This window comes from Rhizobium sp. NZLR1 (assembly GCF_017357385.1).
Classification (GTDB): Bacteria; Pseudomonadota; Alphaproteobacteria; order Rhizobiales; family Rhizobiaceae; genus Rhizobium.
In genome coordinates this window covers 3,396,670-3,409,443 of sequence record NZ_CP071632.1, presented here as the reverse complement: position 1 = coordinate 3,409,443, position 12,774 = coordinate 3,396,670, and the positions used below count along the sequence as shown (strand labels likewise).

The window sequence follows — 12,774 nt, the reverse complement described above, 5'->3', positions numbered from 1 at the left end:
ACCTCCGCATCCATCACGCTCAGTAAAGCCAGCTTATGGTCAACAAATTCCTAACAAGCGAGTGCGGAGCTCGGCGAATTGAGGATGCAAGATCCAGCGCGAGGGCGACGTCGTCCATCTCGTGGCGCAGCAGCTCTTCGACCTGTCGGGCGACTTGTCAGGCTTGGCGGACCGCAACATGGATTTCAAGCCGCCGAGGGCAGGGGAGACGAGTTCGCGCACGGCTCGCCGGGTAGTCTGCACTCTCGCGACCGGGCGAAGCCGCCGCAACCGCAGGACATCTTCGTACCGGATCGCCACATAGACGCGCTCAAGGTGAAGGCGATGACTTCCACCGCAGGAACGCCTCGGCCCATGACGCATTCCCGCGCCAAGAAGTCCAAGTCCACTAGCTTTTCTTCGAAAAATCCGGCCTTTCTAAGAAACGCAGATCGCCGAGAAGTTCCCCAACGAGGCTGACTTCTGGAGCGAGCGTCGATAGGCTATTGCGGCGGAAGGCCGGCCCGCGCAAGGTCTGCCGCGGCTTGATCGAGAATGGAAGGATCTCGGAAGTTCCACGTCTGCCGCCACGACTGGATCGTCGCAGTGGGAGCCGACTTGAGCATCTTCTCGACGGCAGCTCGGGCGTCTGCCTCGCGTCCCAGCCGCATATAGGCGATGGCTAGTTGCAATCGTGCGTCGGCGAATTCCGTGGTCTTCAGCACCTCGACTGCGTCTTCGTTTTTGCCAAGTACGATATAGATAAAACCTCGAACATAATTAAAAAACCAAGATAGCCCGGGGTCCCGCGCGGCTGCAGCGTCGGTCAGCTCTAGCGCCTTTTCGGGTTGACCGGCTTGTAGAAAGATACTTCCTGCATCCGTAAGGGTGAATGCATTATAGGGTGCCGCAGCGATGGCCTTGTTCATTGCCGCAACAGCGCCATCATGGTCTCGTTTGAGGGTCAGGAGCCAAGCATTGAGCCAGTATGCCAATCTCGCCACTTGCGGGCTTGGGTTCTTGTCTGCGAGGGCCTGATTGACCAGTCGCTCCGCTTCCCGAAGATCTTCCTGCGGGTCAGAACTGTAGAGTAGCGCAGCGTTCAACCAATGGGACCACCCCAACTCCACAGTCAGAAGGGGGGAGCCGGGGAAGACCTGCAGCCCCTGTCGCGAGATCTCACCGGATCGCTCGAGACCTTCCTTGGTGTAAAGGTTCAATTGGCTTTCCGCGCGCAAGTAGTAGTCGTATTCAGCCAGGTTCGTGCTATCCTTACCCCAGGCCTGACTGTAGTCCGCTTTGCGAATGGCTCCGAATTCGCCCGTCATCGCCCCCACGATCTTGCCGGTCAACTCATCCTGAAGCGCCCATGGGTCGGTTCCGGCCTTGTCGAAGCGGTCTGCCCAGACATTGTCCCCCGTTTTGCTGTTGATGAGCTGTGCAACGATGCGCACTCTATCGCCTTCCTTGCGCACGCTGCCCTCGACGACATAGCCGACGCCCAGTTCCTTGCCGATCTGACGGATGTCGCCTTGCTTGTCCTCGTATGCAAACGACGACGTTCGCGAGACGACCGCAATGTCAGAAAAGCGCGAGAGGATGGCGATGACGTCGTTCGCCAGCCCTTCTCCCATGTACCCCAGGCTCTTGTCCGCACTTAGATCCTTGAAGGGTAGTACGGCAACTGATGGCATCGCACCGGAACCTGTAGGAGAGGTCAGTGTCAGCGGATACTGTAACGCCATCCATGCGGCCACTACGGCCGCGATTGCTGCCGGGACTCCAATGGCCCACCATCGTCTGTCGATCCGGCGCTTGTGCCGAATGCGTCGGCGTGGCGCGGCGTCGATGCGCACTTGGTAGACATCGACAAGCTCTTCGATGTTCTTGACCTTCTGCCGTCCAACGGAGTCGAAGGTAAATGCGAGCTTGTTCTCGACCTCCTTCGCCACCTTGCCAGAAACGCAGATCCCGCCTGGTGGCGCGAGTTGCTCCAGCCTCGCCGCGACGTTCACGCCTTCGCCATAGCGGTCGTCACCGTCGACGATCACTTCGCCGATGTTGATGCCGATGCGGACGTTGAACCTGTCCTCCTCAGGAACAGCGGCGTTGCGCTCGGTCATTCCGCGCTGCAGAGACACTGCACATTCGACGGCGTCGACCACGCTGCCGAACTCCGCGAGGAGGCCGTCGCCCATGAGCTTGAAGATGCGCCCATGATGCCGCGCAATCTCGGGTTCAAATAGCTCGCTGCGTCGCGCTCGAAGACGGTCAAATGTGCCGGCTTCATCCTGTTCCATAAGTGCGGAGTAGCCGACTACGTCGGCGGCCAGAATTGCAGATAATCTCCGCTCCATGTCTTAGTTCCCCGACATGAATTCTCCCTAGCCACTATACATCACTTTGCCGCGTAGTTCACGAATGTCTAATAAACATGCATCAGCATTCCACCGGTAGTGCCAGCCGCGCCGCCGGCTTTGGATGAGAGGAACAGGATGAAAGCTCTCGGGGTCGGGATCTCAGGGCTGATCACCTTCGCCGGCCCGACTGTCGGCGGTATCGTGGCCTATGCCAGTGACGGGGCTGTATCAGCGTTGAGGCACTGGCTGAAGATCAACTAGACGCTTCACCCGGTCCAACCAACCGCTACGACGGACGTCCGGTCTTGCTTGTCCCTAACGCACTTTGAGGTTGAATAAAGCATGTGATCAGGCATAGTCAGGGCATGGTTGATCTCTCGTTTCCTTGGCCCATCGGCCCCATTCCCATAGCCATGACTGTCTGGGCGTCTTATGGTCTTTACCGTGCAGTTGTAACACGCGACGGGGTTACGTGGGCGTCAGTAGTTTCAATACTGGGGCTGGTGGCATTCATGGCAGCACTCACTGCCCAAATCGTGAGGCCCGTCATCGACCAAACACTCGCCCTGATCATAGCCCAATTTCTCGGAACGGTTGCGTGCTTCCTGCTCGGCAAGCTACTGTGGTCCGTTCAAAAAACGAAACCGGAATTGTCTTTCAGGCGTCGCGTGAAAGTGTTTCGCGGCATGGGCATCTGCCTGAGTGTCCTGTTTGTTATTGACGGTCTTATCTTTTTGTTCGCTGACGCCGGAAAATGTCAACATTTCAAAGGGTACATGGCTGATAAGTGTGCTGCGCAGGAACTATTTATTGGAATTCATGACCTTCCAGTGGAAATTTATTTTGGAGTTGTCTTGGGCGTTCCTGCACTGGCCGGACTGATTTTAGGAATTTGGGCGCTGTTTAGGACAGCTGGCCTCCCAAATGCCGACGAACCAGATGCGAAAAACAGTGCCGGCGGTTGATGCCTGGTGGTTTTGCAGTTGGTGGTGTCCTCGGAGCTATCAGTCGCACCAGTCATTCCGATGTCTCGGGCTCCAGGTGCGCGCGAAGCCTTCCCGAAGCAGCGTCTTGCCGACCTCTTCACCGTTGGCCCGATAGATATTGACGAGCGGCCGATGCGTTTGTGTCCTGTCCACCGCGCCGCTGACCCGCCATTCCACTCTTGCTCCGCCAGTCGGTATCGATGATTTGGAAACTCGGTGAGGTCATCTTACGAGGGCTGCGGGAAGAGCGGGATAGTGCGGTGGTTTTCGATTGATAGGAGAGAGCTTGTCTTGGCATGCCTATATTGATGAGAGCTATACTCCGGACCGCGATGCTTACGTCATCGGCGGCTGCATCGCTACTGATACAGACTGGATAGAATTCTCTGAAGAATGGCGTTTGTTCACAGAGCGCTTCGGCCGGATCGATGCGGCTAGACATAGATATTTCCATATGACGGAAATGACCCACAGATTAGAAGAAGTAGGGTTTTTCTATTCGGTGATAAGCAAATATGTGCCCGTTTTCATGTCTGCACGCTTCAATCGATCTGAGTTTGATCGCGCAATAAGACGAATTTACATCCCTGGTGCGGCGATCGAATGGGATCTTGCCAACTATTATTGGATCGCTTTTCGGTGCCTAATGGATAAATTCCACCTAGCAGTCTGCTGAAAAACCCACTGGCTTTTGGGCTGGACACATGATTCCATCTTGCAAGTGATTTCGAGGGAATTTGGATGCGCGGCGGGGATGATCGGACGGGGTCGCTGTTTTCGTATGTCGACCTTGAGGCACGGGTTCCGGCCCGGCATCCGCTTCGGGCGATGCGCGAACTTGTGAACACCTCGTTTGTGGCGTTGGATGGATCGTTTGCAGCGCTGTATGCCAACACCGGTCGGCCGTCGATTGCGCCGGAGCGGATGCTGCGGGCGGTGCTGCTGCAGATGCTCTATTCGATCCGCTCGGAGCGTCAACTGATGGAACGGCTGGAGTTCGACCTGCTGTTCCGCTGGTTCGTCGGGCTTGGCATCGACGATGCGGTCTGGGATGCCTCGTCGTTTTCGAAGAACCGGGACCGGCTGCTGACGACGGAGGTTGCCCAGGGTTTCCTGTCGGCGTTGCTTTCGCAGCCTGCGGTCAAGCGGCTGTTGAGTGCGGAGCATTTTTCGGTCGACGGCACGATGCTGAAGGCGTTTGCCTCGATGAAGAGCTTCCGGGCCAAGGACGGTTCGGATGAGCCGCCGGAGGATGGCCGCAACGGCGAGCGCAACTTTCGCAAGGAGAAGCGCTCGAACAAGACGCATGCCTCGACGACGGACCCGGATGCGCGTCTGTACCGCAAGGGCAATGGCCAGGAGAGCCGCTTAGCCTATCTGGGGCACGCACTGATGGAGAACCGCAACGGGCTTGTGGTCGACGGCGCGGTGACGCATGCGACCGGCACGGGCGAGCGGGATGCGGCGAGCGCACTGAGCGAGGGCCTTGGCGAAGGGGCGACGCTGGGCGCCGACAAGGGCTACGACGCGGAAGCCTTCGTCGAGGAGTTGAAGGCTCGCAAGATCGTGCCGCATGTGGCGATCAATGGGACGGTGAGCAAGACGGGCAAGGTGCGCAAGACGGCGGTGCCGCCAGAGGTGGCGCAAAGTGCCGGCTATGCGATCAGCCTGCGCTGCCGCAAGCGGATCGAGGAAGTCTTCGGCTGGGTCAAGACGACGGCCGGGCTGGCGCAGCTCAAGCTGCGCGGACTGGACAAGGTGAAGGCCGCCTTCACCTTCGCCCTTGTCGCGTACAACATCATCCGCCTTCCCAAATTGATCGGATCGACGGGCGAAGTGTGTCTTGAGGGAGATCAATAAGCCGATATGGCCAGAAAACCCGCCTCAATCGGCCAAAATCCCACCGCACGACAGCCAGTCTGTAAAAAAATCAGACCCACAGCAAGCAACTGCGCCAACGCAGAGCGAATTTCAGCAGCCTGCTAGAGCGGCCGCAACTGGAAAAGTTGATACCGTTAGACGAGGTCGTTCAATTTCATATGGATGACACGTTCGATCGGAAGTCCGTTGAGCGCCTATGGAATGAATACATTTTTCATCGTCCGGAGGACATTCGCGATCGTTACGCCGATACCCCGATATTCGAAAATGATAAGAAGGTGGCCCCATTGCAGGCCGCTGACTTTTGGGCCTGGTGGGTTCGTGAATGGAGCGACCGGGGCGCTCCACAGCGAATATTGCGTCATGATTTCGAGGAATTTGCCAAGCCAAGCATTCGCCGATCACCTCGAGTCACGCTGGACATAGAGTTCACTGAAGAGCAATTTTTGCCGACCCTTGCTCGAATGGCGAGGAGGCAGTCAGGTAGAGAGGTAATAATTCTGCCTCCATAGGGCTTCCCCGCCAGGCCGCGAGGTAACAATGGATACCGTGTTTCCTGCAGATCCATCAACATCGCCATCTTCATCCAGTTGGTGCACCGGCAGATAGGTGTTCCTCTTCATCCAATCCCGGACGATAAACCTGACCATGTGGTTGCGCGTCTTGCCGAGCTCGCCCGGCAAATACAAGGTTTTTTTGGATATCAGGCGTCGAAATAGCGATGTCGATGTCGTTCCGAGCGGATATCGATTGCCAAACCAGTTTTCGCTGCGAAATATGCCGCCGGTTAATGATCCATGGGGAGGGGAGGCATGGGGGTACCAGATCGATTTGCTATCGAATATCCACGCCGAGCGCTCGAGCTCATCGAAATGCTCGAGGCATCCGCGCGGGAACATAGTCTGCTAGGGTCATTTGGCCTTTTGGCAGCGTCCGCGGTCCTTACGATCCCGTTTGAGCGCATGCGCACCAGTCACTTTCTGCACGATGTCGAACGCGATGGCGACCTAGTGAAACACCTGAAGGCCCTAGAGGGGGCGGAATTTCTGGAAGCGCCATTTTGGCGGAAAGCGCCGAACGATCAAGAATGGCGACAGTCCCGTATCATGAGCAACGTCGATACGGTGCATAGGTGGCAGGATCCAGGCGGCTGCGATCCACGCTCGGAGGAGGCGAACACGATCCAGACACGTAAAGCCAGCGAGGTGCTGCGTGTGCTCCGCAACGCCCTAGCGCATGGCAACATCATCTATCTCGACAAGGATGGCCAAGAGATCGCTGGAAATCAGATGATGTATATGGCTTTCCTCTCGCGTTACGAGGAAAGTCCGGAACAACGCGACCAAGCTGAGACCTACAGGGTGGTGATCACGACCGAGGAAGCCTTCTTGCACTTCGTGAAATGCTGGGCCGAGTGGATCGGCGGTCTTGCCCTTGATCGACGAGTGGTGTCGGCGGCATGAGCGGGCGCTTCTCTCCGTTTGTGGTAAAGGCGCTTGCAGACGTCATAACCGGTGGCGCTGGGCAGGGGCGCGATGTCACCAAACCGATCGGGATATACCGGAGCGGCCCCAAGATCGAGGCATTGTTTCTCGACTGCAGTCTCGACATGCGCATCGGGAATAGTTCACGCGTCCCTGCGACGATCCAATTTCTACGTGACCTCGTCAGCCAATGGGACGACGGTGACGCAATGAAGCGGGTTATCCTGCGTGTGTGTGATCCACGCGAGTATCTCTCCGCGCCTGAGAAGGCTGTTGCGGTCAGACAGCACGTCAACGCCGCACTGGAAGCCGATGGTCTAGCCGTCACCATTGTCAGTGGTGCGGCACACTTGGTGGAGCGCCCCGGCGCTGGCCTTATCGTCGAGCCATTCATCAGCAAGGTCGAAAAGCTGGATTTTGACACCGTGCAGATCGAAATCGCTCGAGCGCTCCCGAGTATCAGCGCCGACCCGGAAGACGCGGTCACAGCAGCATGCTCGCTTGTCGAGGCAGTATGTCGCTCGATCCTGATTGAACTTGGATTGCCGCTGCCGCCAAAGCGCGACATCGACGGATTGCTCAAAGCCGTGCAGGAACCATTGAGCCTCTCGCCCGGCCGCACCGATCTGCCTCCGGAGATCGAGCAAGATGTCCGCCAGGTGCTGGGCGGCCTTACGTCAGTCACCAAAGGCATCGGTGCGCTGCGCACCCATGCTGGCGACGCCCATGGACGTGAGAAAGGCTTCCGCCGCATCGATCCTCGCATCGCACGTCTGGCGCTCAATTCCGCAAGCTCGATCGCCCTATTTCTGATCGAGACCTGGGAGAGCAAACAGCATCGCCACCTGCCGCAACACAGCGAGGAGGCATGAGCGGTCATCGGGCCAAGCGTGCGCCGCGTAGCCGCCGTGGAAGAGGTTCATGACGAAGGTTTTGAGGATGTCTTCAACGTCGGCCTTGGTGAAGAATTCTACGCACTCATCTGTAGCGGAACGCCAGTTTTTGCAAGGTCGCAAAACTGTCGCTTTAATCGGGAATTTGCGACACTAGATATTAGAAACCAGATTATGAAAAATGCAGGCGAAATACTCATTCTTACGGGACCGCCCGGTTCGGGGAAGACCACCACGGCGCTGGCCCTTGCCGAAGAACCCGGCTCGCCCAAGGTTCATCTTCATTCTGACGACTTCTGGCACTTCATCAAAAACGGTGCCCTCCCGCCCTATTTGCCCGAGGCGCACGAACAGAACGCCGTGGTCATGGATGTGCTCGCAGGTGTTGCCGAAGGCTACGCAAAGGGCGGCTATTTTGTCGTTGTGGACGGTATAATCGGTCCTTGGTTTCTGCAATCGTTCAAGGCAATTACCGCGCCCCTCCACTACGTTGTTTTGCGGCCGCCGTTGGACGTGGCCATACTTCGCTGCCAGGAACGTGGTGGCGATACGTTGACCGACCCGGAACCGATCACTGCGCTTTATAAACAGTTCTCATCGCTAGAGGAGCTTGAGAAGCATGTTCTATCTACTGATGGACAAGCCCGCCACGACACGCTCAGCATGGTGATCGAGGCCGTAGAGGGCGGCAAATTTCGATTGATGGCATAGAAGCACGGCACCGACACGACAACCGCCAGCACTAACGTTCCTCTACCTCCTTGTCGCAAAACCCACTCGAAGAATGGGAGTTCGCGACAGAAAGTATTCCACATTTCAGTTATGGGCTGGGCTTTAATGCACCGGCGTTCTTTTCGAAATTGCACTCATAGCATTCAGCTTGAATGTTTGAGATATCGTCCGTCCCGCCGTGATAGACCGGTAGCTTATGCCCCTTCGTCCACGTGTATTTGTAACGGGGATCTGGCCGCTTGGGAATCACCCCACGGCCGCTTGCATTCGGCGCAAGTCGGGCTCGCCGCAAGCAAAGACCTCCATTCCGCTGCGATATGTTTGCCGCCATTCGGACGCATTGAATGAGTAAAATCGATCGCCGATACGTAACCGCACTTGCGCGTCTCTCCACAGGCAAAAAGGTGCCGCTTGCACGTGATCGAGGCAGGAGACGGAGCCTACGCGAAAGCGGAACTACAGAATGGCACAGATACCGTACATCCGTTGATTCAACTGCATTATTCGGGGTGCGGTGCATGCTGTTGGCAAGCGGAGTGCACGTTGTTGCCAAGCTGGTGCACGCTGATGCCAAGAGAAAGAGAAAATGGCGCACCCGACAGGATTCGAACCTGTGACCTTTGGAATCGGAATCCAACACTCTATCCAGCTGAGCTACGGGTGCATGCCGAAGGCGGTTTGAATCGCCTGTCCGATGGGTGGTTCTTAGCCTAGCTTGCGGCCGGCTTCAATCGCGAATTTCTCAGAAATACCGATGCTTGCGGTTTGGCACGTGTTTTTATTCGTCAGCCTTCGGATTGAACGAAAAACTCCGCCGGCCTTGCGGGCGGCGGAGTTCGATTGTCGTTAGCGGGGCGCCTGCGGCGCTCAGATCTGCATGGCGCCGGGGCCGGGGATGGCTTTCGGCGGCACCTTGCCGAGGATGATCATCCCCAGCACTTCATCCTTGGTCACATCCTCGGTGCGGGCGTGGCCGACGAGCTGGCCGTTCTTCATCACCGAGACGCGGTCGGCGAGGTCGAAGACGTCGTGGATGTCGTGGCTGATGAGGAAGATGCCGATGCCTTCCTTCTTCAACTGCTTGATCAGCTCGCCCACCTGCGCCGTTTCCTGGGGACCGAGCGCTGCCGTCGGCTCGTCCATGATCAGGATGCGGGCGTTGAAGAGGATGGCGCGGGCGATCGCCACCGATTGCCGCTGGCCGCCCGAAAGCGCCTTCACCGGCTCCTTGAAGCGCTTGAAGTTGGGGTTGAGCCGCCCCATCACCTCGCGCGCCGAGGCTTCCATCGCCACGTCGTCGAGTGTGCCCCAGCGGGTTTTCAGCTCGCGGCCGAGATAGAGGTTGGCAGCGGCGTCGACATTGTCGGCGACGGCAAGCGTCTGGTAGATCGTCTCGATGCCGTATTTCTTGGCATCGCGCGGATTGCGGATATCGGCCGGCTCGCCGTTGATCAGGATATCGCCGCTGTCGCGCTTGTAGGCGCCGGAGAGGATCTTGATCAGCGTCGATTTGCCGGCGCCGTTGTGGCCGAGAAGGGCCACGACTTCGCCGGGGTAGAGATCGACCGAGGCATTGTCCACGGCATGGATGCCGCCGAAGGAGATCGAGATGTTTTTCAGTTCCACGAGGGGAGTGCGTTGATCAGCCATGTTTAGGGCTCCTCTCACTTGGCACGGGAGCGATAGACGGTGTCGAGCCAGACCGCCACGACGAGGACGGTGCCGACGACGACGCTCTGCAGCGGTGTGTCGACATGCGCGAGAACCATGCCGGATTGCAGCGATTGCATGACGAGCGCGCCGAGCATGGCGCCGGCAATCGTGCCGGTGCCGCCCGCCAGCGACGTCCCGCCGATAACGGCGGCGGCGATGGTGTAAAGCTCGTCGAGCGTGCCCTGCGAGTTGGTTGCGGCGTTGAGGCGGGCGGTGGAAATCGCGGCTGCGATTGCCGCCAAAATGCCCATCAGCGCGAAGATGCGCACGGTCACCCAGCGGGTCTTGATGCCGGCGAGCTCCGCCGCCTCGGGGTTGCCGCCGATCGCAAAGACATAGCGGCCGAAGCGCAGCCGTGTGGCGATGAAGGTCATGATGATGCCGACGACGATGGCGATCAGCACCGGCACGGCGATGCCGTAGGGAATATCCAGGCCGGTTTCGGGCCAGGGAATATTGTTGGCCTCGGCATATTTCTTGGCGATGTTGATCGGCCAGTAATAGCTGTTGGCGATAGAGACGGCGCCGAGGATCAGCACGCAGCTGAGGGTGGCGAGGAAATATTCAGCCCATATCGGCCGGCGCGGAAAGCCGAAGCGGCGGCGCTGCCGGCGCGAGCCGATAATGCTGGCCACGACGAAGAGGCAGGCGGCGATGCCGACGATCCAGCTCCAGGTGGCGCCGATCGAGCCCTCTGCGCCGCCGCCCATGATGCGGAAGGTCTGGTCCATCGGCGCAACCGTCTGGCCGCTGGTCACAAGCCAGGTCGCGCCGCGCCAGACGAGCAGGCCGCCGAGGGTGACGATGAAGGAGGGAACGTTCAGGAAGGCGATGATCATGCCCTGGAAGGTGCCGATCAGGCCGCCGGCGATGAGACCGACCAGAAGCGTGATCGCCCAGGTGAAGGGGCTGTCGAAGCCGATATATTCCGGCAGGATCTTGGCCTGGGTCACGCCCATGATCATGCCGCAGAGGCCGAGCACGGAACCGACCGACAGGTCGATGTTGCGGGTGACGATGATCAGCACCATGCCCGTCGTCATCACGGCGATGTCGGTCGTCTGGACCGAGAGGTTCCAGAGATTGCGCGGGGTCAGAAACAGGCCGCCGGTGATGATGTGGAAGCCGATCCAGATGATGATGAGCGCGCCGATCATGCCGAGCAGACGGGTGTCGATCTCGGTGGCACGGAAGAAGCGGGTCACCGGACTGGCTTCCGCCGTTCGCGGTCCGCTCGATGTCGTTGATTTTACCATTTCGGCCATGGGTTTGCCGTTCCCCCATTATGTTTGGACGGGTGCGCCGGCGTGCCCGAAACTGTTGGCGGCGTCATTCGTCTGTTCTTCAACTGACCATCGCGATGCTTCCGGAAACCGTGGCGTGGCGTCGCGACACCCTTCCGGCAGGGAATGCAAGTCCGCGATGGTGCGGCGGGCGGAGAAAACTTCGTGGTTGGAGCTCTCATCCGCATCCGGCGCCGCAACGGTGTCTCCGCTGCGGCGCCGGCATTTCGTTCGAAGCGTGCTTACTTGCAGGCAGCGACAGCGCCGGCCTTGACGCCCTGGCAGGCTTCAGCCTTGGAAATCCAGCCGGCGTCGATGACGACGTTGAGGTTTTCCTTGGTGATTGCCTGCGGCTTCAGGAAGACAGAGTGCATTTCCACGCCCTTCGGGCCGCCCTTGAAGGTCTGGGCGCCGTCGATCTTGCTCATGTCCTTGCCGCCGGCGAGGTCGAGAGCGATTTCGGCAGCGCGGGTGCCGAGTTCGCGGCTGTCCTTCCAGACGGAAACCGTCTGCGTGCCGAGAGCGATGCGGTTCAGCGCTGCCTTGTCGCCGTCCTGGCCGGAAACCGGAACGGAGCCGGCAAGGCCCTGGGCGTCGAGAGCTGCGATCGCGCCGCCGGCGGTGCCGTCGTTCGAAGCAACAACGGCGTCAACCTTGTTGTTGTTGGCGGTCAGGAACTGCTCCATGTTGCGCTGAGCATTCTCAGGCAGCCAGCCGTCGGTATAGGCTTCGCCGACATTCTTGATCTTGCCGGCGTCGATCGCGGCCTTCAGCACTTCCTGCTGGCCCGAGAACAGGAAGTCGGCATTCGGGTCGGAAGACGAGCCCTTGATGAAGACGTAATTGCCTTCCGGCTTGGCCTTGAAGACGCCCTGGGCCTGCAGGCGGCCGACTTCCTTGTTGTCGAAGGTGATGTAGAAGGCAGCCGGGTTTTCGATCAGACGGTCATAGCCGACAACCGGGATGCCTTCAGCAGCGGCCTTTTCGATCGCCGGGCCGATGGCGTCGGAATCCTGGGCGAGAATGATCAGCGCGTTGGCGCCCTGCGAGATCAGCGATTCGACGTCAGTCAGCTGCTTTGCGGCTGAGGACTGCGCGTCAGCGGAAATGTACTTGGCGCCCTTGGCTTCGAGAGCCTTCTTGATCGCGGCTTCGTCGGTCTTCCAGCGCTCTTCCTGGAAATTCGACCAGGAAACGCCGACGACGAGATCGGCAGCCATGGCAACGGTATGCACGGAAACGAGAATGGCCGCCCCGGCCATCAGCTTCAAAATAGACTTCATAATATCCTCCCGAGTGAGTTGCGACCGGCCCAGCCCATGCTTCCTCCGGCCACCGCGAAAAGCTGTCCAGAAAAATTCGGATTATTTTCTCGACAGTCGAGAAATTTAGTGTCAGAGATTTTTTCAACTGTCAACACTGCACTGCCGGCTTAATTTCCCTTGCGGAACGGCGGCCGGAGA

General features: G+C 58.7%; 11 protein-coding genes, 1 tRNA gene and 4 pseudogenes. 9 read left to right on the top strand and 7 right to left on the bottom strand.

Going from position 1 to position 12,774, the window contains the following annotated elements:
• Positions 1–88 precede the first annotated feature (88 nt).
• Positions 89–324, top strand: a pseudogene (locus J3O30_RS33205) (hypothetical protein); the annotation flags it as partial.
• A 158-nt stretch (positions 325–482) separates the two neighbouring features.
• Here J3O30_RS33205 and J3O30_RS16945 read toward each other — a convergent pair.
• Positions 483–2,336 (bottom strand): adenylate/guanylate cyclase domain-containing protein, encoded by a 1,854-nt coding sequence (locus J3O30_RS16945; RefSeq protein WP_207581417.1) that lies wholly within the window; start codon positions 2,334–2,336, stop codon positions 483–485.
• A 114-nt stretch (positions 2,337–2,450) separates the two neighbouring features.
• Between J3O30_RS16945 and J3O30_RS33200 the strand changes: the two are divergent.
• Positions 2,451–2,600 (top strand): annotated as a pseudogene (locus J3O30_RS33200) (DUF1515 domain-containing protein); the annotation flags it as partial.
• 251 nt (positions 2,601–2,851) lie between these two features.
• Positions 2,852–3,304 (top strand): hypothetical protein, encoded by a 453-nt coding sequence (locus J3O30_RS16940; RefSeq protein WP_246762681.1) that lies wholly within the window; start codon positions 2,852–2,854, stop codon positions 3,302–3,304.
• Positions 3,305–3,343: 39 nt separating this feature from the next.
• Here the strand turns inward: J3O30_RS16940 and J3O30_RS16935 are convergent.
• A pseudogene (locus J3O30_RS16935) lies at positions 3,344–3,493 on the bottom strand (thermonuclease family protein); the annotation flags it as partial.
• A 118-nt stretch (positions 3,494–3,611) separates the two neighbouring features.
• Here J3O30_RS16935 and J3O30_RS16930 point away from each other — a divergent pair.
• The 3 genes from J3O30_RS16930 (at position 3,612) to J3O30_RS33745 (ending at position 5,718) form a co-directional block, all read left to right on the top strand.
• On the top strand, positions 3,612–4,001 hold the full coding sequence (locus J3O30_RS16930; protein ID WP_207581415.1) for a hypothetical protein: 390 nt from the start codon (positions 3,612–3,614) through the stop codon (positions 3,999–4,001).
• A gap of 65 nt (positions 4,002–4,066) precedes the next feature.
• Positions 4,067–5,185, top strand: coding sequence for an IS5 family transposase (locus tag J3O30_RS16925; protein WP_141335696.1), 1,119 nt, complete (start codon positions 4,067–4,069; stop codon positions 5,183–5,185).
• Between the two features lie 146 nt (positions 5,186–5,331).
• Positions 5,332–5,718, top strand: coding sequence for a DUF3800 domain-containing protein (locus J3O30_RS33745; RefSeq protein WP_348651595.1), 387 nt, complete (start codon positions 5,332–5,334; stop codon positions 5,716–5,718).
• Positions 5,719–5,763: 45 nt separating this feature from the next.
• Here J3O30_RS33745 and J3O30_RS33195 read toward each other — a convergent pair.
• A pseudogene (locus J3O30_RS33195) lies at positions 5,764–5,889 on the bottom strand (CopG family transcriptional regulator); the annotation flags it as partial.
• Positions 5,890–6,018: 129 nt separating this feature from the next.
• On the opposite strand from J3O30_RS33195, the gene J3O30_RS16920 reads away from it, so the two are divergent.
• The 3 genes from J3O30_RS16920 (at position 6,019) to J3O30_RS16910 (ending at position 8,294) form a co-directional block, all read left to right on the top strand.
• Complete coding sequence (locus J3O30_RS16920) at positions 6,019–6,669, top strand: hypothetical protein (RefSeq protein WP_207581414.1); 651 nt, start codon at positions 6,019–6,021, stop codon at positions 6,667–6,669.
• Positions 6,666–7,562: an abortive infection family protein gene (locus J3O30_RS16915; RefSeq protein ID WP_207581413.1), complete on the top strand. Its 897-nt coding sequence runs from the start codon at positions 6,666–6,668 to the stop codon at positions 7,560–7,562. The genes J3O30_RS16920 and J3O30_RS16915 overlap by 4 nt, the downstream gene beginning before the upstream one ends.
• Before the next feature lie 195 nt (positions 7,563–7,757).
• Positions 7,758–8,294 carry an AAA family ATPase gene (locus tag J3O30_RS16910; RefSeq protein ID WP_207584352.1) on the top strand — a complete coding sequence of 179 codons (537 nt, stop codon included), beginning with the start codon at positions 7,758–7,760 and terminating at the stop codon, positions 8,292–8,294.
• Positions 8,295–8,902: 608 nt separating this feature from the next.
• Here the strand turns inward: J3O30_RS16910 and J3O30_RS16900 are convergent.
• The 4 genes from J3O30_RS16900 to xylF form a co-directional block, all read right to left on the bottom strand.
• Positions 8,903–8,979 (bottom strand) — tRNA-Arg (locus tag J3O30_RS16900).
• A 203-nt stretch (positions 8,980–9,182) separates the two neighbouring features.
• Positions 9,183–9,965 carry an ATP-binding cassette domain-containing protein gene (locus J3O30_RS16895; protein WP_007630865.1) on the bottom strand — a complete coding sequence of 261 codons (783 nt, stop codon included), beginning with the start codon at positions 9,963–9,965 and terminating at the stop codon, positions 9,183–9,185.
• Positions 9,966–9,979: 14 nt separating this feature from the next.
• Positions 9,980–11,293 (bottom strand): sugar ABC transporter permease, encoded by a 1,314-nt coding sequence (locus J3O30_RS16890; protein WP_207581411.1) that lies wholly within the window; start codon positions 11,291–11,293, stop codon positions 9,980–9,982.
• Positions 11,294–11,553: 260 nt separating this feature from the next.
• Positions 11,554–12,594: a D-xylose ABC transporter substrate-binding protein gene (gene xylF / locus J3O30_RS16885; RefSeq protein WP_207581410.1), complete on the bottom strand. Its 1,041-nt coding sequence runs from the start codon at positions 12,592–12,594 to the stop codon at positions 11,554–11,556.
• Positions 12,595–12,774 lie beyond the last annotated feature (180 nt).